At 41.0% G+C, this 20,205-nt stretch carries 16 protein-coding genes; 10 read left to right on the top strand and 6 right to left on the bottom strand.

What is annotated here, in order from left to right:
- Positions 1-54: 54 nt before the first annotated feature.
- The 4 genes from bglB to ACMZOO_RS10960 all read right to left on the bottom strand — a co-directional run bounded on the left by bglB (position 55) and on the right by ACMZOO_RS10960 (position 5,284).
- Positions 55-1,161: a beta-galactosidase BglB gene (bglB, locus tag ACMZOO_RS10975; RefSeq protein WP_440903382.1), complete on the bottom strand. Its 1,107-nt coding sequence runs from the start codon at positions 1,159-1,161 to the stop codon at positions 55-57.
- Positions 1,162-1,456: 295 nt separating this feature from the next.
- Positions 1,457-1,840, bottom strand: coding sequence for a hypothetical protein (locus ACMZOO_RS10970; protein WP_440903381.1), 384 nt, complete (start codon positions 1,838-1,840; stop codon positions 1,457-1,459).
- A 76-nt stretch (positions 1,841-1,916) separates the two neighbouring features.
- Positions 1,917-2,342 carry a hypothetical protein gene (locus ACMZOO_RS10965; protein ID WP_440903380.1) on the bottom strand — a complete coding sequence of 142 codons (426 nt, stop codon included), beginning with the start codon at positions 2,340-2,342 and terminating at the stop codon, positions 1,917-1,919.
- 224 nt (positions 2,343-2,566) lie between these two features.
- Entirely contained in the window at positions 2,567-5,284 is a 2,718-nt protein-coding gene (locus ACMZOO_RS10960; RefSeq protein ID WP_440903379.1) for an exo-rhamnogalacturonan lyase family protein, read from the bottom strand.
- Positions 5,285-5,404: 120 nt separating this feature from the next.
- Here ACMZOO_RS10960 and ACMZOO_RS10955 point away from each other — a divergent pair, with 120 nt between their 5' ends.
- From ACMZOO_RS10955 to ACMZOO_RS10915, 9 genes are all read left to right on the top strand, one after another.
- Complete coding sequence (locus ACMZOO_RS10955) at positions 5,405-6,142, top strand: DUF1961 family protein (protein ID WP_440903378.1); 738 nt, start codon at positions 5,405-5,407, stop codon at positions 6,140-6,142.
- A 108-nt stretch (positions 6,143-6,250) separates the two neighbouring features.
- On the top strand, positions 6,251-8,935 hold the full coding sequence (locus tag ACMZOO_RS10950) for a TonB-dependent receptor (RefSeq protein WP_440903377.1): 2,685 nt from the start codon (positions 6,251-6,253) through the stop codon (positions 8,933-8,935).
- Positions 8,936-9,002: 67 nt separating this feature from the next.
- Positions 9,003-10,448: a phosphoesterase gene (locus ACMZOO_RS10945; protein ID WP_440903376.1), complete on the top strand. Its 1,446-nt coding sequence runs from the start codon at positions 9,003-9,005 to the stop codon at positions 10,446-10,448.
- 155 nt (positions 10,449-10,603) lie between these two features.
- Positions 10,604-11,002, top strand: a complete 399-nt coding sequence (locus tag ACMZOO_RS10940) for a hypothetical protein (protein WP_440903375.1) — start codon at positions 10,604-10,606, stop codon at positions 11,000-11,002.
- Positions 11,003-11,368: 366 nt separating this feature from the next.
- Positions 11,369-11,857, top strand: coding sequence for an RNA polymerase sigma factor (locus ACMZOO_RS10935; RefSeq protein WP_440903374.1), 489 nt, complete (start codon positions 11,369-11,371; stop codon positions 11,855-11,857).
- Between the two features lie 16 nt (positions 11,858-11,873).
- Entirely contained in the window at positions 11,874-12,854 is a 981-nt protein-coding gene (locus tag ACMZOO_RS10930; RefSeq protein ID WP_440903373.1) for a FecR family protein, read from the top strand.
- Positions 12,826-15,705 (top strand): TonB-dependent receptor, encoded by a 2,880-nt coding sequence (locus ACMZOO_RS10925; protein ID WP_440903372.1) that lies wholly within the window; start codon positions 12,826-12,828, stop codon positions 15,703-15,705. Before ACMZOO_RS10930 ends, ACMZOO_RS10925 begins: the two co-directional genes overlap by 29 nt.
- Positions 15,706-15,848: 143 nt before the next feature.
- Entirely contained in the window at positions 15,849-16,508 is a 660-nt protein-coding gene (locus tag ACMZOO_RS10920; protein WP_440903371.1) for a helix-turn-helix domain-containing protein, read from the top strand.
- 13 nt (positions 16,509-16,521) lie between these two features.
- Positions 16,522-17,286: a hypothetical protein gene (locus tag ACMZOO_RS10915; protein ID WP_440903370.1), complete on the top strand. Its 765-nt coding sequence runs from the start codon at positions 16,522-16,524 to the stop codon at positions 17,284-17,286.
- A gap of 7 nt (positions 17,287-17,293) precedes the next feature.
- Here the strand turns inward: ACMZOO_RS10915 and ACMZOO_RS10910 are convergent, their stop codons facing one another.
- Positions 17,294-18,124: a hypothetical protein gene (locus ACMZOO_RS10910; RefSeq protein ID WP_440903369.1), complete on the bottom strand. Its 831-nt coding sequence runs from the start codon at positions 18,122-18,124 to the stop codon at positions 17,294-17,296.
- A gap of 218 nt (positions 18,125-18,342) precedes the next feature.
- On the opposite strand from ACMZOO_RS10910, the gene ACMZOO_RS10905 reads away from it, so the two are divergent.
- Entirely contained in the window at positions 18,343-19,296 is a 954-nt protein-coding gene (locus ACMZOO_RS10905; protein ID WP_440903368.1) for an AEC family transporter, read from the top strand.
- A 23-nt stretch (positions 19,297-19,319) separates the two neighbouring features.
- On the opposite strand, the gene ACMZOO_RS10900 is transcribed toward ACMZOO_RS10905, so the two are convergent.
- Positions 19,320-20,204, bottom strand: coding sequence for a dienelactone hydrolase family protein (locus ACMZOO_RS10900; protein WP_440903367.1), 885 nt, complete (start codon positions 20,202-20,204; stop codon positions 19,320-19,322).
- Position 20,205: the final 1 nt, after the last annotated feature.

The following is a 20,205-nucleotide window of genomic DNA, read 5'->3' as shown; positions in this document are numbered from 1 at the left end:
AACCCCCATTGGTTTTGCTTGAGTGCCTTATTATTTTTACGATTTTTTATTGTGTTAGATGTAGCTATTCATGTATTCAACAAGTGCCAAAATTGCCATTGATTGACCATAAGGCATTGAAGTTAGTGGAATATCACGGTAACCCTGTAAGTCATCAAATACAGGTGTACCAAACGAAACTTGTTGTAATTCACCAGTTTCGTCGATGTTTTCTACTACAGCTTTAATCGCTTTAATTGCACTTTCTTGGTATTTCTCGTCGATATAACCTTTACGTACAGCTTTTAAAATACCGTAAGCAAAACCAGCCGCGGCTGACGCTTCTAAATAAGAATTAGGATCATCTAACAAGGTGTGCCATAAGCCGCTTTCGTGTTGAGTTTCAACTAAGGCTTTAACTTGCGCTTCTAAAGTTTCAATTAGGAACATGCGCAAACCGTCGTGTGGTGGTAAGTCTAATAATTCGATAAATTCAGGAATTGCGATTGTTACCCAAGAGTTACCACGCGCCCATAATGCATCGGCAAAGTTATGACGACCGTCGAATGTCCAACCGTGGAACCATAAACCTGTTTTGCGATCAGCTAGGTATTTGATATGTAGCATAAATTGGCGTTTTGCTTCTTCTACATATTCTGGGCGATCTAACAACAAACCAATTTTTGCTAATGGCATAACACTCATCATTAAAGTGTCGTCCCACATTTGTTGGTAGTTTTCAGAGTTGAATACTATGTGTTGAATACCGTTTTCTTCAGTGCGTGGAATACCGTCCATAATCCACTCTGCCCATACATCTAAGTATGGTAAGTAGCTGCGGTTACCAGTGCGCTCTTGAATGTATGCCAAAGTTAAAAACGGTGACATTGTGTTTACGTTTTTAGTAGGTGTACCTTCGGCAAAACGGTCAGCAAACCATTTTTCAATAATTTCGCGCGCTTTGTCGTCGCCGGTAATGTCCCAGTATTTTAATAGTCCGTATAAACCGATACCGTGTGTCCATTCCCAGTCGTTCCAACCTTTAGTGTCGATGATTCGACCGTCTTCAAGTTTTAATAAAAATTCACCAGTTTCGTCGGTAATATTAACTAGGTTGTCGATTAACTTGTCAATTTTGCTACGAATGGTTGCATACTCAATATCATGGGCAATAGCAGGCATTTTTTTATCCTTTACTTATATCACTTAACTGTTATTAACATCTGCAAAGACAAGCAACATCTGTTGCAAACGTTAATATTTTATAAATATTGATTTAAATTTAATGATTACTTTATGCCATTACGCATGAGATTGCAACATTTTGATTGTTTATGATTGATATTTTTAAGCGGGGTGAAGATCGGCTTTTTCGGGGGGATTGCTTGAGTTTTGTTTTAATAAATAATTTGCGTTTGGAAACACTAGTTGATAGCAGTAACAGAAACGTTCACATATCACTCTAGGTACTGATATCTTAATCGCCACTTACATTATTAATTGAACATTCCCTCTTAATAATTCTCCGAATACAATAAAAAAACAGGATTCCACCAACAAAAGAACTTAAACATAATAGTGCAATGTAAAATTGAAGGTTATCTATATGTTTTGTGGAGGTATAAAGTACATTAGTTAAGGACTTAATTCGCATTAGCGCTGCAGAGCCATCATCTTTATACCCCAACATTTTAAATAAAGCTTTGTCTTGCTCTATTTCCTCGGGATTGGAAAATGTATACAAACTTTCTGAAAATTCTTTGCTGAGTATATAAACTTTAGATGCGGTTAAAGAACAGAACAAAACTAAAAATAAAGCCAAAAAGCATATAAAATTCGTCTTCTTATCTTTAAACCACATTCTGATTAGTCCTCCTTATAGTGGTGTGCCAAAAAGTAAAAATGCGCAAGCTAGCGGGGCTGTATATTCAATGGGACTACTTGGAATTAGCCCAGCCGACCAAAACATCTTCCAACAAGACTTTAGAATAAATAGTTACGGTATCGTAATTTCGATCCAACTCTGCATCTTTAGGGTATTTAACAGAAAGTTCTAAAGAGTCACTACTTGTAGAATAACTCAGTTCGTTAAGAGTAAGTTTAGCGCCAGTATTACTCTCTTTTAAATAAACTATTACACTCCCCTGAGGGAATCTAGACTCCAATATATCTAGTTCATTAATAATGCCAGTTCCTTTAATGTCATTTAGCATGCCCGTAACATCAATTGATAATCGAGCGTGATAATTCATTGCACTAATAGGCTCTTTTAATGTAAAAGTATATTGTTCCTGAATAGTCACAGGATCTGGCGTTAATAACACAAATTTTGATAGGAACAGGATTTTTAAAAATTCAATCATCTCTTAACACTCGCCTCACTAAAAGCATCTAATACCCAAGTTCGGCAATTATGTGCTCCCATCATCTTCCATTGAGAGGACATGGTTTAGATTTCTAAAAGCAGACCGTACAAATCTTGGATGATTTGTCGCGAGCGTCCACGGATGGATTCACCGCGAGTCTGCGTTAGAAATGTAAATCAGGGCCGACTATATTGCACCAAGCCGACCCAAATAAACCAAGCCTACTTACCCAATTGCTTTTCAACCAAAGCTAAGTTTTGAATGGCTGCTAAGCCCCACTGTGAAGCGTCATTGGTTGAAACCCAAGCGGCTTCTTCAACAGGGTTTAACACCATAGGGCCTGAGATGGTTTCAGTGCCAATTTTCTTCTCACCGCCCCACTCTTTGGCAAACTCTTTCCATGCGCGTTTAGCTAACTCAGCATCATTGGTTTGTTGCGCTGTATAAGCGGTTAAACGTGAATGCGCGACAGTTAAGCTATTGTTTCTAAAATAACGACCTAACTCAGCAGTTTGCTCATCACGGCTGGCGCTATACAAACGACCATACTTTAACCAAGCTTGTTTATAACTAGGTACATCTAATAATTGATTCAATTCAGTATTCACCTCAATTAAACCAAATACCGAACTTAGATGTGACAAACTTGGTCCTTCATCTGGATACGGAATTAACTGTTTAGCTTTTTCATCGTATGCAAATGCACCTGCGAAGAAACCTTGCGGATGCCCACCTATGGTTTGCATAGCTTCAATTAATCTTTGTTTGTATTTATCATCACCCGTGCGTTCCCATGCTGTTAACCAGTTGGCCGCAACTGAACCCCAGTCGGTACCTACACCCATTTTCGCTTTATCTGGAATTGGGTTAACGCGTGCAACTTTACGCGTTGCATTTAGTGAAGCAAGGGCTTCGTCAGCATTTACCACTTCATCCAAAATATCTGCGGTGCGATCATCTGCGGTTAAATAATAATGGAAACGACGATAAGCCGCGGTACTAATGCGTAGCTGCTTAGCACTACAACCCCAATGCTGAACATTGTGCCTTGTGCCCAAACCTTTAAATTGGCCTGCGTGATAAATATCTACGTCGCGATTATGCCGTGTCATATTTTCCGCAATGCGGAAGGTGTCAGCATCACCTGTGCGTAAAAATGAATACCACAACCATAAATCCGGTGATAACTCTGAGTTGTCCCACGCATACCCACCAATGTCGTAACGCCATACATGGCGATCAACATCATAGGTGTGCATCACATCACCATAGTTCCAAAATCCATACCAGTGGCGCTGATCAATTTGTTTTTTATAGAATTGAGTTGTCCAAGCTAGTCTGTCTTCAATCGCTCGTTTTTCTGGGGTAGATCTATCCGGTAAACTCCACAAACCACCAAATACTCCGGCAGCTAAATAATCTTGTGGTGCAGCAACAACTAACTCAGGTTGCGCAATTAAAGCGGCCATATCAACCGTTTGTTGGCGGCTTGGCGTTTTATCTAAAATAGACAAAGTAAAATCAGTAGTGCGTGCAACCCCATAAGCCGAGCCAAAACCAGGCTCGTAATCTTCATAAGTAATATTCAAGGCGTCTAACTGTTTATCGTAAGTATCTTGACCCATACCGTCGTGATAAAAACGCACATCCATAGCTGGTGCTTCTGGCGACCAATACCAAATGGTTGCTTCCGCAAGCTCTTGGCCGGCATCGCGAATATCTACTTGTACAGGGTGCAATTGCCAAAAGTCGCGCATACCAAATAATACGCCGCCCGACACACCACCTAAATAGGCACTGCCGTTAGCGCGTTTGCCTTGGTCGGCATCAATCCATGCGTGGCCAGCTTTAGTGCGTTTTTTAATGCTAAAACCATTGGCGGATATTTGCGATAAAGTGAAATCGTTCCACACTGGGATCCAGTGCATACGGCTGCTTACACGTTCGTCCCATTCAGATAATGGCGGGGTTGCGACACCAGCAATTTGTGCATCTTTAACAGCCTGCCCCGGATCGCGTCTTAATCCTGTTATCCCTTGTGGCGACTCGCCCCATAAACCGTTATTCTCGCCAACAAAACGTACATGACGGTTATATAACTCGTCGTTTTGTACTACGTTAAAACGCAAACCTAAACCACGAATAAAATCTTTTTGATCATCACCATCATAAATAAATGAATGACTAATTTTGATGTTTTCGCCACCAGCGTAAAAATATAAACGCAAACTAAACGGCAACCATTGTTCACCCGCTTGGCGCTTGTGTTTGCCTTCCACTTTAACCACAGCACGAATAGGCCCAGTTTGTTCAACCGTAACCTTGTTTATTTGTGAACTAAAAGCTTCTACCTTAGCTGGTACTTCTGGCTCGTTATCTGCTTGATCTTGCACTAAACCAACTAAATGGGCGTTTTTAGCAATAACTTTGCCGTTGCGCTTCATGTCGGTCACTATATATTTTCCACTTTTTGGTATACGACACTGAATTAAACCAGTTGAAACTTCAACCGCATCGGCTTTGTCAGTTACTTGCGCCGCTTGTGATGGCTTTGCCGGTGTACCTTTTTCAACAACAAATTGTTTGCCTAAAGCCGCACCTGCAGGCACAGCATGGGCAGTCCATTTAACACTGCCGTCAGGCCAGTATGCAGTTGTCCACGATTGCAGTGGAATACTTTCACCTTGTTCATTAACCAATTTTAAATTCTGTTTGGCCGCTAATTCACCTTGCGCCCAAGCTTTGCCCCAAGTTGTGCCTGGTTTATAGTTGGCTTGTTCACCATCTAACCAACTTAATTTACCCGGCTGACGGAAGATTTTTTTAACTTGCTCGCCCATGTTGGTGCCGGTTAACGCAGCGGTTTGGCTACAGGCGGATAACGCCATTGGAATAGATGCAGCTATTGTGGTTTTTTTAATAAATTCTCGACGATCCATAGGTTTCTCTGCTTGGTACTTAACAATTTATTTAAATATCGTTTAATTTATATCACAACTGAATTACAATGACCACATTTGATTGATTTTGACACTTATTGATATTTATCGGAGTAGGTTATGCCGCGTTTATGTTACCAATTGTTTGTCTGCCTAAGCCTAATTTTAAGCGGATTATTAACCGCTTGTAGCAATGTTGCAGCACCAACAGTCAATAACAATATCAAAAAAGGACAGCTGTTATATTCATCTAGCATGGCCACTGCTGAGTCTGTTAACAACTGGCAAATGGAAGGTCCAGGCAAAATTGACTTTAAAGATGGCTGGATGCAAATGCATTCGCCCAACGAACAAATGCACCATGTATTTTGGTGCCCAGCAGATTTCCCAGATAGTTTTATCGCCGAGTGGCAAGTACAAAATTTAAAAACCGATGCAGGGCTGGTTATCGTATTTTTTGCCGCCTCGGGTGTAAATGGAGAAGATATTTTTGCGCCAAACTTAGTTAAACGCGACGGAACTTTTACCCAATACACAGAAGGCGATATTACCAGCTACCATATTTCGTACTACGCCAATGCCGCACATAACCCCAACCGCGGCCATGCTAATTTGCGTAAAAACAACACCTTTACCTTGCTACAACAAGGCGCTGAAGGCATTGAAACTGAATCAACCCAAGTTCACGACATACGTTTGGTTAAACGCGCTGGTTTTGTCCAGTTATATATAGATGACAGATTAGTGATTGATCACCTAGACCAAAACCAGCCGCACCAAGGCGGCAAAATTGGTTTTAGACAAATGAAATGGACCCACTTTCAATATAGAGATTTTAAAGTGTGGGGATTGGAGTAAAGTGCGCACACTCAAAATGTCATAAATTTTTCACAAAAAAAACTGTCCAATAACGCCAACCAAACACTCTTCCTCTGTAGTTGATTTAACTTAATTGGAAGAGCACAAATGAATAATGCATATAAAAAACACACACTCGGATTATCGATAGCTGCGAGTTTAAGCGCGTTGTCGATAACTCCAGCAATCGCCCAACAAGCCTCCGAACAAAACGATATTGAAGTAATAGAAGTTAGCTCGTTTCGCAGCTCACTGGTTAAAGCGAAAGATTTAAAACGCGAAGCTATTACCTCACGCGACAGTATTTTAGCCGAGGATATAGCTGATTTTCCTGACTTAAACTTAGCAGATTCGCTGCAAAGAGTGCCGGGTGTCACCATTACCCGTGAAGCTGGCGAAGGTCGGCAAATTTCATTACGCGGCTTAGGGCCAGATTTCACCCGCGTACAAGTAAACGGTATGGAAGCCATGGGTACGTCTGCATCGCCAATGGACGCTAAAGGCAGTGTTAGTCGTACTCGTGGTTTCGACTTTAACGTATTTGCATCTGAGTTATTTAACCAAATAGACATCAACAAAACCTACTCAGCCGACCAAGAAGAAGGAGGTATCGGTGGCACAGTTGGTTTGCACACAGCTAAACCTTTTGATTATTCGGGGTTTAAAAGTGCCGTGTCGTTGCGCGGTGGTTACAACGATAACAGCGAAGAAATTGATCCACGTTTTGCTGGTTTAATCTCAAATACTTGGGGTGATTTTGGTGGATTAATCTCTATTGCCTATAGCGAGCGCCACACCACAGAGTTTGGTACTAACACCACTCGCTGGCGCAAAGAAGGTGGTAAAACCGCCGCTGATGCCAACAATACCGAGTTACAAGCGCAATTAGATTCTGGCGAACTTTGGTTTCCTCGTGGGCATAGATTTTCACTGTGGAACAATCAACAAAAACGTTTAGGTTTAACCGCAGCGCTGCAATACAAACCAAATAACGATTTAAACATCACGCTTGATTTAATGCAGGCTAAACTCGAGAACAATCAAGACGAACATCACTCAGCAGTTAAAGACAACAAAGTACTTAAAGACATACAAGTTTTAGACAATAACGGTCAACAAGAAGTGATTTATGCGAGTTATGCAAACGCCACATGGCGCAATGAAAACAGCCGTCGTTATAATGAATCAAGCTTCAATCAAGCAAACTTAACGCTTGATTGGCAACTAACCGACAGCTTAAATATGCATGTTTTAGTGGGCGCTAGTTCTGCTGACTTCGACCAACCTTTAGTGCAAAAATCGAATATTCATGCCAAAGGCAAAGTCGATATTATCACTGACTTTAGTCAAGACAGATTTTATGGCATCAGCCATTCACCAAACTTTGATACCAGCACTATCGACGGCTATGAAATAAAAGACATCTACCAACAAGAAAACTACATCACTAATGAGTTTAAGACGGCCAAAGTCGATTTCCGTTATTTAACCGGCGACACTGGCGAATTAACTTTCGGCGCTAATTATAAAAAGTTTGAAAACAGCGCTTATCAGCTATCACAAAGTAACGTGCAAAGCAGTGCGCCAGTCAACGCAGGTGAAACAGCATTAACTGACGATTTAGTTGAAGTATTTAGCCAACACCCTGACACCAATTGGCTACAGGCTGACTTACCTGCCCTGCTAAATTTTTATAATTTAACCGACTACAAATTAGATAACAGCAATATCAGCTTTAATGACAAATCACCTGTCAGCGAAGAAACTATCGCGCTATATGCAGCCTATCAATGGGAAAGCCAATTAGGTGGCAATCCGCTACGTATCCATGCAGGTTTACGTTATTTTGATACTGAAATTACCGCTTGGGGTGTGTCAAACGGAGTTGATATAGACACATCAAGAACCTATTCAGATGTACTACCAACATTAAACTTAATTTATGAATTAAACGACGATATGTTGCTGCGTTTTGCTGCCAGCCGCAATATCACACGCCCGTCACTTGGCTCAGTAAGTTACAACGTCAATGTGTCGCAAACATCTGGTGATGCTATTACCAGCGTAACTATGGGTAATCCAGAATTAGAGCCGTTTGATTCAACCAATATAGACGCGGCATTTGAATGGTATTTTGCCGAAGTTGGTTATATTTCTGCCGCAGCTTTTTATAAAGACATAGATAACTTTATTGTTGGCACCACCACAGAAGTTGTCTATTCAAGTTTAGGTTTACCGGCGTCGTTATTACCGGCTGACAAAACTGTCGATAGCACTTTCTATTTAGACAGACCAGAAAACATAGATGCATCGAAAATTAAAGGTATTGAATTAGCCTTCTCACGCGATTTAGATTTTCTGCCAGCACCATTTGATAACCTAGGCGTTATCGCTAACTACACTTATGCCGACGGCAACGCTTTGTACCGCAATATATATGGTGAAGAAGGCAACGACCAAGAAAAAGCTTTTACTGGCTTATCGAAAAATAGCTACAACTTAACCGCCTATTACGAAGTAGATAACTGGGGTGCACGTATCTCAGCAGCTTACCGCAGCCCATATATTGCTAGTGCGTCATCGTCGGGCGATCAAGACGAAAGTGGCTATCACGCAACGACTTATGTTGATTTCTCAGCTTTCTACCAAGTAAATGAAAGACTTAAGTTTAACTTAGAAGGGATAAACCTAACCGACGAGCGCGAAGAATTATATAGCGATTCGCACGATAGAGCGTACAACACCACAACCAGTGGTCGCACTATTATGGCTGGTGTCACGGTTCAATTTTAAGCCGTAAAGATAAATTCGAAAAATGCGCCTCTCATATAGTTGAGAGGCCAACTTAAGATAATAAAATATGCAAAAAAAGTTATTCATTAGCGCGATAGCCGTTTTACCCGCATTGCTCGCTTGCCAACACAAGCACCACACTCATCAAGAAGAAATTACCAATAAACAATGGCTAGCAGGTGATCATCATATTCATAGCCAATACAGCATGCGTTGGGATCATTCCACTACACCTGCCACACCAATATTAGGCGGAGATGCTCGCTACACAGCAATTGAAAATGCACAAAAGGCCAAACAATATGGGCTAGATTGGATGGTAATAACCGATCATGGTGGGCCAGACCACAGTAAAATAAACAAAGAGCAAGCTTACCCAGATTTACTCGATAGCCGCCAAGCTGTACCCGAAGTAATTCAATTTTATGGCATGGAGTTCGACACGCCAGGTGCACGCCACAGCAGTTTAATTGTGCCGCATTCGCATAACGAAGCTGAACATTTATATCAAATAGAAAAACAATTTAACCGCCGCGAAATTTATCCTGACCAGCCTGAACGCGATACCGAAGAATTAATGTTGCAAGCACTAAAAGCCATGCAACAACAATCGCCACAACCTTTGGTATTTGCAAACCACCCAGGCCGAACCGCCACTGAGCTTGGCGTTTATACTAAAGTTACCCCACAAGAATTACGCGCATGGAATGATACAGCACCGCAAGTGGCGATAGGGATGGAAGGTGCACCCGGCCACCAAGCAAACGCGCTGTTATTTAACGGTGAAATTAAAAAAACCGGAATTAGAGGTGGATACAAACAACACCCAACCATGGGTGGTTTTGACCAAATGACAGCTGAATTAGGTGGATTTTGGGACAGCATGTTAGCCGAAGGACGCAAATGGTGGATAACCGCCAATTCCGACAGCCATGTGCATTACACTGAAGGTGGCACCGACTTTTGGCCGGGAGAATATTCTAAAACTTATGTGTATGCTGAAAAAAACTACCAGAGCATTATTGATAATTTACGTGCAGGTCGAATATTTGTCACCACTGGCGATTTAATCAACCAGCTTGAATTTAGTGTAGCAGCTAAGCAACACAGTGTTTCCATCGGCCAAACCTTGCATATTCACCAAGGCGAAAACATCAGCATCAAAATCCGCGTGCGCGACCCCAGCAGCAACAATGCAAATGCTGAAAACCCACAAGTAACACGAATTGATTTAATTAAGGGTAATATTACTGGGCGCAACCAAGATGCTAACAACCACCACAACCCAAGCACACAAGTAATAAAAAGATTTACCACCAGCGATTGGCAGCAATCAGGTGAATGGCTAACCATGCTATATCAAATAACCAACATTCAACAGTCGTTTTATTTACGGCTAAGAGGCACCAACCAAGCCGACGAACTTGAACCACAAATTGACCCTAAAGGTGAAAACCCATGGGCAGATTTATGGTTTTATGCAAATCCAGTATTTGTAGAGGTGGGGCATTGAGATGTCCCATAGTCCCTAAATATTTGGCTCAGCAACTTACGCTTGCCATTATTCACGAGTTATCGTCTAATGCCTAGTCGGTTAGAGGGTAAACTTCTTATATATAAATATTCAGCATAGGAGTTTCCCTTACATAGGTGATATAGGAAATATTTATGAAAAAATTTTTATTACCGGTTTTAGTTATTGGTTTTGTTTCTGGTTGTAAATCAACCGGTGAACCAACACTAGAACAAGTTTTAAGGGCAACTGTCAACGAAGTTAACAAAACAGCACCTCAAATGGTTGACAGCGCAACGCGATTAGATGGCAGTTATTATGCAGCTAATAAGTTTGTATATAAATACACCATGATAAATTATAGCGTTACTGACCTAGATGCGGAGCAATTTCACAAAGCAATACTTGAACAAGTCAGTGGCTTTGTGTGTACTTCCCCAGACATGAAATTTTTCGTAGAAAACAATGTCGACGTTGGATACAGCTACTTCGACAAAGCAAACAAATACATTACAGAAGCTGTGGTAAAAGTGTCGGAATGCGACAAGATATAGTCGAGCTCTAAATAGTTATATGTGGTGGTACTGATGATCTGTTCTTAGTTTGCCATGTATAACTTTAACGACTACTCACGCTTGTAGCCCCATGTCACAAAACCTTAATTAATTTCCCTGTCCAATAATCCACTTCAAAAGCTCTTCTTAATAAACAATCTAACTTCGGGCTTTATGTGAACACCTCACCACTTGCATTGACAACTTTCCTGGTCACTTCAGCGACCGCACTACCAGCATGCGCACAATCAGGCAATCTAAACACCTTGTTCTGCAATGGCGCTGGGCTATTTTTGCCTAGCGCCAATAGAATTACTGTAACACTAATTAAATAAACTAACTGAACAGCAATAAAGAGTAACTTGCATGTCTAAAGCGACAAAACCACTAACAGATATTCAGCACTGTTTAGTCAATGACAAAAGTTTCAGCCGTTATTTACACAGCCAAACCAACAATGCCGATGACGCTGCCGAAGTTTATCAAGAATCTATTTTACGTGTGATTGAACAGGCGAAACAGAAACAAATAGATAACCCTTTGGCTTACGCTATTCGCATCGCCAAAAACTTGCTCGCCAGTTTACGTGACAATCAGCATATAGAATTTGAAGAAGCTGAATGCCAAAGTGCTAACCCAGAAACCCGCTTACAACATCAACAAAAGCTCAAACAACTTGATCTTGTTATTGGCCAAATGCCTGAACTTCGCCGTAAAGTTTTTGTAATGCGCAGATTTAAAGGGTTAGATCGCCAACAAACGGCCCTTGCCCTACACATCACCGAAGAAGCCGTTTCTAAACATATGGTGCGTGCAATGGCTGATGTGCAAAAGCATTTAGACAAGTTTCAATAAGTAGCAGGTATCCGTTTTGAATTTTGACTCCAACGACCACAACTCTGAACAATCTTTATACGAACAAGCGGCTTATTGGCTAGAACGTTTGTCAGCAGGTGAATTAGATAAAGTAACCGCTCGTCGCTTTGATAAATGGCTTGCGCAATCATCACAGCACCAACAAGTATTTGAAGCTATGTTGGCTACTTGGCAAGACGATGCTTTGACTCAAACACTAAAAAAACATCAGCAAACCGCGCGTAAAAAATGGTTTAGTTTTGTTTTGCTACCACAAAAACAATGGCAGTTTGCCGCGCTGGCTTTGGTGTTATGTATTGGCCTAATGCAGTATTTTAATATTCAGCCACAAGTTATCCCAGCAGAGGTTTATAGTTACTCTGTTGCCAATAACCAACAACAAGATTTGCAATTAACCGACGGTAGTAAATTAGCCGCAGGCCCAGCAACGAATTTAGTTGTGCGTATGTCAGATAGCCGACGTGTCATCCAACTCAAACAAGGTTCAACCTACTTTGCTGTGGCGAAAGATAAATCACGTCCGTTTGAAGTAAAAGTTGGCAATGCCAGCGTAGTTGCTGTTGGCACTGAGTTTAATATTGATAAAGGGTTAAAAGTAACAGACGTGGTTGTGCACGAAGGCGCAATTGAAGTGCGCGCATCCATTACTAGTCAACCCGTGTTATTGCGCGCCGGTGAAGCAATTCGCATTGAAAATGGTCGCTTGTCTGATATTGAACAAGTGAATTTGCCACAAATGATCGACTGGCGCTCAGGCTGGATTGAGCTGAAAAACGACAGTTTACAGTTTTTGGTTGAGCGACTTAATCGCCACCGCGACCAGCCGATCAGCATACTCGATGCAGAGTTAAACAATTTAGCAGTAGCAGGACGCTTTAAGTTAAGTAACGGAGAAGAAACACTGGCTATGTTGCAGTCTTTATATCCACTTAAAGTGCATAAACAAAATGGTCAGTTGGCAATTAGCAAACCTTAAATTTCGTGTATGTATTCTCTTGGTTTTATTTAGCATAACCGCACCACAGAGTTATGCTAAAACGCCATTAATAGAACAGGAATTAACACAAACCTGCAGTGAAAAATTTGCGCTTGAAGCGCAACCGTTAGCGGATGTTTTACCACTGCTTGCAAACAAGTGTAACATCACTCTAGCTTACGATCCTATTTGGGCTGAACAAGTTATCAGCCCACCTTTGCATGGCGATTTTTCACCATTTAGTGCTTTGTCTATTGTATTGGCTGAGCAAGCAGTGCAGCTGCAACAAGTGGCAAATGGTTGGGTGATTAAACCTATCATCAAACCTGTAACAGCAAACTTGATTCCAACCCCAGCAGAAGCAATAGCAACAATTGAAGAGGTATTAGTAGTTGCGCGTTATAGCGATAGTTTAAACAAGGCTATGGCCGATAAGTTTTTTGCCCATCAGCAAAAAGACATAATGCATGCAGATAACCTTGGCAAATTACCCGCGGTTAATTTAGCCGATGCATTAAATAGCAAACCCGGCGTTGCAGTAGAAAGAGACAGAGGCGAAGCGTTATTTTTAAGTATTAATGGTCTGCCAAGCGAATTTAATCAACTAACGATAAATGCTTTGCCGGTTGCAACCAATGAAAACTCACGCACTTCAGAACAATATGGCAGCCGTTTTCATTACGATTTAATGCCGATTGAACTCGCCCAATCGGTCGAAATAAATAAAACCGCTATGGCAAGTGACTACGAAGGGGCAATTGGCGGTAGTGTAAATATAACAACTCATCAACCGCTCAATTCTGCCAGACAGTCTCGACATAACCAACTTAAGCTTGCGCTTACTCACTCTACCTTGGCGAATAAAAATGGCTATGACTTAGCTTGGTTACACACTTGGTTAAATGAACAAAACACCTTTGGCATAACCGCCATAGTGAATTTAGCGCAAAAGCATATTCGCCAAGATCGTTTTTTAACTTTTGATTGGTTAAGTGACAAACTCTACTACGCTGGCAATATGCGCCCGACCTTAGAGAATGAGCTAAGGCAAAATCAGGCGGCCAGTTTATCTATGCAGTGGCAAATAACTGAGCAACTAGAGTGGATGGTTAATTATATTCATCTGCAACAAAAAGTAGATTATACCGAGTCATCCTATAGCGCGGATTATTCGTTGCAAGATCTGAATTTTGCAAACCTAAGCATAGTCGACAACAAACTGCTTGCGGGCGCTACCAACAATGGAGCTGTGCAAATTGGTTACGAAAGCACACAATTAGCTAATTCCAGTTATCTGCTCGACAATAGCTTAAACTGGCTAAACGGCAATTGGCAGTCGGCATTAATAATTAGATTGTCTAACGCTGCCAGTGCAACGGACGAGCCCATCAAACGCACACGTTTTCGTATTAAACAGGGAGTGGAATTTAGTTTTGAGTTGCCGGAAAATTATCACAGCGCCAAACCTAGTTTGCTCTACCACAATATAGATTTAACCGATGCGAGTCTTTTTCCCGGTCGGCGTTTAGAATGGCGTGATATCGAAACCACAGATCAACTTAAACTCATAAAATTGCAAACTAACTACACTAATTTATTCAATTGGTTAGACAGCACTGAAGTCGGAATTCAGTTTATTGACCATGCACGCCGTTATCAGCGCTTTGATAACATTTACCAAGATGAGTTTTATGGCGAAACTTTTGCTCAACAGCATTTTGCCTATTCACAACAAAACTTTCTCAGCCAATTTAATCAACAACTACCAACAAAATGGTTAGTGCCAGATGAAAATTACTTTTGGCAGCAATTTGCTAACGAACAAAATAACCAAAACAATGTGAGCAATTTAGATTTACTCAATCATTATCAAGTTAAAGATTCTGTACTGTCAGCTTATTTTCAACTTAATGCAGAATTTTCCAACTGGTGGGCAAATTTAGGCGTGCGTTTAATTCACACCAAACAAACCAGCCAAGGTTATTTCACCCAAGATGATACACCACTAGCGCCACAACCAATCCAGTTTAACCAAGATTATACCCACACACTGCCAGCTCTAAATATCGCGTATAAACTCGGGGATGATTGGATTTTACGTAGTGCGTTTTCACGCGCAATTAAACGACCGGATGAAAAAGACATTGCACCTAGATTAACGTTAAATTCGGGAGATACACCAACAGCTGAAGGTGGTAATCCGTATTTAAAACCTGTATTGGCATGGCAATTCGATTTTGCAGTAGAGAAGTATCAAGAGCACTCAGGTTATATCGCCGCTAATGCGTTTTACAAACGGCTCGACAGCTTTATTCAACCAGCAATTTCTAAACTAAACATCAACAATACTCACTACCAATTATCGAGTAACGCCAATGGCGGCAAAGCCCGTGTGTTTGGCATGTCATTCGCTTATCAACAACAATTTGCTTTGGATTTTTTGCCGGATAGCCGCTTGGGGTTTAGCACTAATTTTACCGTAGCGCGCTCGCACGCCGAATACAAATTTAACGATTTTGTGCAAAAGAGTGTATTGCCCGACGTTGCACGGCATAGCTTTAGTGCCGAATTTTATTACGAGTCGAGCAAGTTTAACTTAACCACCAGCTACAATTGGAGTGATAGAATTTTGTTAGAAAGCGCCACCAGCGAACAACCAGCGCGTTATCGCGCGCCATTTTCAATGTTAACCACTCGCCTATCGACTCAATTAAATACCAAAACAGAAATTTATCTCGAAGCCTTCAACTTATTAAACCAAGCCGAAATAGATTATGTATTGGACGACAAGCTAGCCAACTATACTTATTATGGGCGTTCGATAAGGTTAGGTTTTGTGCTAAAACTTTAAACATAACTGACCAAAAGTTGCTTAACATTTTATCTCTGATTTGTTGGTGTCGCCTTGCTGTCGTGTCACTTTTTGCTTGTTTAGATTAATAATTGAACCAGCGAAATTATTTGATCTAAACTTGGATAAAAATAGGACACGATATGCAAATTAACCAAACGATTAAACATTTACGCCAGCAAAAAGGTTGGACTCAGGCTCAATTAGCAGAAATAAGTGGTTTAAGTGAGCGGACAATTCAAAGGTTAGAAAACGGCGGTGAACCTTCAACTGAATCTTTAACTGCACTGGCTGCTGTGTTTGAAACCAGTTTGCAAGATTTAAAACCTCAGCCTTTGCGCACGCAGTTTTCTGCGCCTATGAGTAAAAATTTATTAATCAGCAGTTGTGTCGTTTGTCTATTTTTAGTTGGTAGTGAGTTGTTATTTACCCATAAACTTGTCTATTCACTGCCGCTATTAATTGGTTTGTATTTACTCTTTTCGGTCAAGGGGTACAGTATTAAAGACGGATGTTTACTTATTCATCACCTTGGCTGGAGCAGTAAATATGCGCTGAGTGATATCAGCCAAGTGGAGGTTAATCCACAGGCTATGATGGGATCGATTCGCCTATTTGGTATAGACCAACTATATGCGGCCGTTGGTCATTTTAAAAATGATGTATTAGGTAAATATCAAGCCTATGCGACCAATGCACAAAATAGTGTAGTATTAACTATAAGTGGCAAAACTTTTGTGATCACGCCAGATGATCCACAAGCATTTAAACAGTCACTAGACGCAAATACTAAACACACTTAATAACGGACAATACATGCAAATAATCAAAACAATAATAACTTGTGTAACTGCGCTAGTATTAGTAACCGGTTGCACAAGTACCACAAGCAAATCGACGCTTAACCTGTTAGATAAAAATAATCCAATAGATGGTGATATTTGGAATCATACCCATACAGCGTCTAACGAGTGGGTTGGCCTTAAACGCAGCAGTAATAGTTATGATATCTCGCGCAACAACTACAAGTTTACGCTGATAAAAAAATATTCAGATTGGCACCAACAGCATTCGAATGGCTTTTTTGCGCTAAACGAACAAACAATCACTTTTGCTCAGTTAGATACGCTTGTAGTGGAAATTTATTACGATAGCCAGCTATCGAGTATTCCCAGCCAACAGCAAATACAGCAGCATTTTCCGGGGTTAACACAAGCACAATACCAAGAGTGGGATAACGGCGAATTTGTACTAGAAATTCAATTGCATGACAGCTCAGGTAATTATCATGCCGCGTTAAATTTAACTTTAAGTGCAGAACAAGCTGATAAATGGTTAACCATTGAAGTACCAATAGCTGAGTTAGAAATTTGGCGCTCGGAAGGTTACAACAAGTTTACGACCAACTTAGCTGAGCTTACAGATAAACAATTTAGTAAAGTGAGTTTTGTTGCCGAAACGCTGAATCGCAAAGTGTATCGAAATTATGCGCAGAGCAATTTTGATTTAAACAAAACACCCGAGTTATTTAAAGAGATTGCTTTTAGGCTTAAACGAGTTGCCATTACCACCCGCAGCTAATAACTCTTTATTGGCAACTGGTTTTCTCTAACGGAAAGTGCCACAAGCTAGTATCGTTGAACGGGATGTCTTTAGGTAAATGTGGATTACATAAAAATATTTTATTGCGGCGCTCTAAATTGAGCGCTTTTAAGCTGGTGACAATATCTGGGTCGTGATAAAAGATATGGTCGAACTCTCCCGAAGCTCGCAGCATTTTTATGCCAGTCGATAATCTTTTCGCCAACATATGATTGTTCTTGTTAACGTAAAAATACACAGGCAAGGGATAAATCAGAACTATATGCGGGTCTATCGCCAGTTGTTTATTTTTATGTAGCTGTAGCTCGGGTAAAACTTCATTAAAACCACGTGAAAACAATGGAAAACGTCCCGCAGCTAACATTTTAAATAATTGCTCAAAAGTGGAGGCTTGAGTAACGGTTAAACCATTTGCTTGGTAGATATCTACATCTGGCCAGCCATAACCCAAGCCAAATTGAAACGGCTTGAGTTTTTCTAACGAATCGACTCCTTGCAGCAAATTCACATTACTGTCTTTAACCAACATAATGCGAAAGCCTAATAACCCTTTAATCAAGGGTTCGTTGATGGTTAGATAATCTTGCTGACGTTCAATAGTGACTGGTGCCCAAGTTAAGTCAATGACCCTGCCCTGTTTGAGCAGATGATCTATACGTTTGTGAGTTAAATCTTGAGTAGAATAATTGATTTTGCACGGGCCAAATTCAGGCTCAGTAACGGCTAACGTGCGCTCCAACAAAGAGATAAAGAATTGATTGTGTACTAATTTATTTGGTTCTTGTTTAGGTAAAGTGATGCACGCGTATAACCGCACTGGTATTGCTGCAAATATTAAGCAAATAATCAGTAAGCGCACGCAATCACCCCAAAGTTAAAATTATTTTCTAAGTATAGGTGAGTCGTAAAAATCTGCTCATTTGATCTGCTGGTAATCAAACAGACTGATGTAGCGTATACAAACTCCAACATTGATTTTTAGCAGCTAACCAACGACTATAAAGCTAGTTCATATTCAATTAAACAAGCAGTTATATGGCCGATTTTCTTCACAATATAATTTTTACTTTAAACGTCACTTTGCCGGTACTTGTGGTGCTGTGTTTAGGTATTTGGCTAAAACGCCGACGCATAATCGACCAGCATTTTACCGATATAGGCAACAAGCTGGTTTTTAATATCGCTCTACCCTGCTTATTGTTTGTCAAAATTGCCGATGCGCCAATTGTCGAAAATTTTAACCTAGTTTATTTAGGTTATGCTTTGGCAGTAACAGTTGGCACTGTGGTGTTTTTACAAGTTTTTTGTCGGTTCTTTTCCAAAGATGCACAAAAAGTTGCGGTATTCGTGCAGTCGAGTTATCGCGGCAATATGGGAATTGTTGGCCTTGCGCTGATATTTAATATCTATACAGATAATGCGGATGCACTGGCGTTAGCCGCGGTTTATTTAGGCTTTATGACCTTGGTTTACAACATAGTTGCTGTGTTTATTTTGCAAACAGACAGCAAAGCTTTTAGCTGGGCGCGCTTAAAAAGTTTGTTGATGAATCCACTTATTCTGTCGATTAGCATTGCAACCATCTGGTCAATTTTAGGTATTCCGCTGTTTTCCGCCCTTAAACAAACAGGTAATTATTTTGCTAGTTTAAGTTTGCCACTGGCGCTTATTTGTATTGGTGGTAGCCTGCAGCTCGCGAGCTTAAAAGAAAATAAACAGTGGGTTATGTACGCCTGTTTAGTTAAATTGGTTTTAATGCCAGCCGTTGCGGTTGCCGGTGCAATTTTGTTTGGTTTTAGTGCGGAGCAGATCACTTTATTGTTTATTTATATGAGTACACCCACTGCCGCCGCCAGTTATGTAATGGCCAAACAAATGACCAATCGAGCTCAACTTGCAGCTGAGGTAATTGCTATTACCACATTGTTGAGCACTGTGAGTATTTCACTTGGGGTATTTGCGTTAAAAACCGCGGGTTATATTGGTTAACCCGCGCTGATTTTATGCTCAAGCTACTTTGCCAATGTGCGTTTAAAAAAGCTAATGGTGCGCTGCCAAGCAATATCCGCTTGAGTTTGGTTATGCCTTGGCGTCGAAAAGTTATGAAAACCATGTTGGGTATCTGGATAAACATGCATAGCGAATTTTTTCTTATGCTGGGTTAATGCTTGTTCATATTCAGCGCGCATCGCATTAACTCGTGGATCTTGCTCAGCATACTGGATCATTAACTCAGCTTGGATGTTCGCAACATCTTCAGTTTTAGCCGCTCGACCATAATAGGGCACACCTGCCAATAAATCTGCGCCCATATCTGTTGCTAAACGATTAACCACAGCACCACCAAAACAAAAACCTGTCGCACCTAGTTTACCTGTTGACAACGCATGGCTCTTTAAGAAGTATGCACTGTTGAGCATGTCTTTAAATAGCTTGTCTTGATCTAATGCGCGCTGCATTATTTTGCCATCGTCATCATTGCCGGGATATCCACCAGCTGGATACAAGCCATCCGGTGCTAAGGCCAGAAAACCGTCAACCGCTAATGCACGTGCAACATCTTCAATATAGGGGTTGAGTCCACGGTTTTCGTGAATAACCAATACCGCCGGAAATGGCCCTTCGCCAGCAGGCGCAACCAAATAACCACGCATTTTACCCGAGTTACCACCAACCGATGGGTATTCAACATAACTCGGTTTAATCCGACTATCGGTAAATGAAATTGTATGGCCATGGGCGTAGTTGGGTAATAAAGCTTGTGCCATGACAATTGCAGAGCCACCGGCAATCGTCAGTTTCGCTGCTTTGTTTAAAAATTCGCGTCGGCTCATCGCCGAGTGGCAATATTCGTCGTACAACGCATACAATTGTGGATCAATAGGTTGATTTTTCATG

This window comes from Catenovulum sp. SX2 (assembly GCF_052056295.1).
Taxonomy (GTDB): domain Bacteria; phylum Pseudomonadota; class Gammaproteobacteria; order Enterobacterales; family Alteromonadaceae; genus Catenovulum.
The sequence above is the reverse complement of the archived record's forward strand: the minus strand, read 5'-3'. Positions and strand labels throughout refer to the sequence as shown.

Bases quoted from the DNA above. Each gene is read 5' to 3' on its own strand.
- ACMZOO_RS10965 (WP_440903380.1), bottom strand. From the start codon at position 2,342: ATGATTGAATTTTTAAAAATCCTGTTCCTATCAAAATTTGTGTTATTA.
- ACMZOO_RS10950 (WP_440903377.1), top strand. From the start codon at position 6,251: ATGAATAATGCATATAAAAAACACACACTCGGATTATCGATAGCTGCG.
- ACMZOO_RS10900 (WP_440903367.1), bottom strand. From the start codon at position 20,204: ATGAAAAATCAACCTATTGATCCACAATTGTATGCGTTGTACGACGAA.
- ACMZOO_RS10925 (WP_440903372.1), top strand. From the start codon at position 12,826: ATGGTCAGTTGGCAATTAGCAAACCTTAAATTTCGTGTATGTATTCTC.
- ACMZOO_RS10960 (WP_440903379.1), bottom strand. From the start codon at position 5,284: ATGGATCGTCGAGAATTTATTAAAAAAACCACAATAGCTGCATCTATT.
- ACMZOO_RS10935 (WP_440903374.1), top strand. From the start codon at position 11,369: ATGTCTAAAGCGACAAAACCACTAACAGATATTCAGCACTGTTTAGTC.
- ACMZOO_RS10915 (WP_440903370.1), top strand. From the start codon at position 16,522: ATGCAAATAATCAAAACAATAATAACTTGTGTAACTGCGCTAGTATTA.
- ACMZOO_RS10945 (WP_440903376.1), top strand. From the start codon at position 9,003: ATGCAAAAAAAGTTATTCATTAGCGCGATAGCCGTTTTACCCGCATTG.
- ACMZOO_RS10970 (WP_440903381.1), bottom strand. From the start codon at position 1,840: ATGTGGTTTAAAGATAAGAAGACGAATTTTATATGCTTTTTGGCTTTA.
- ACMZOO_RS10920 (WP_440903371.1), top strand. From the start codon at position 15,849: ATGCAAATTAACCAAACGATTAAACATTTACGCCAGCAAAAAGGTTGG.
- bglB (WP_440903382.1), bottom strand. From the start codon at position 1,161: ATGCCTGCTATTGCCCATGATATTGAGTATGCAACCATTCGTAGCAAA.
- ACMZOO_RS10940 (WP_440903375.1), top strand. From the start codon at position 10,604: ATGAAAAAATTTTTATTACCGGTTTTAGTTATTGGTTTTGTTTCTGGT.
- ACMZOO_RS10955 (WP_440903378.1), top strand. From the start codon at position 5,405: ATGCCGCGTTTATGTTACCAATTGTTTGTCTGCCTAAGCCTAATTTTA.
- ACMZOO_RS10905 (WP_440903368.1), top strand. From the start codon at position 18,343: ATGGCCGATTTTCTTCACAATATAATTTTTACTTTAAACGTCACTTTG.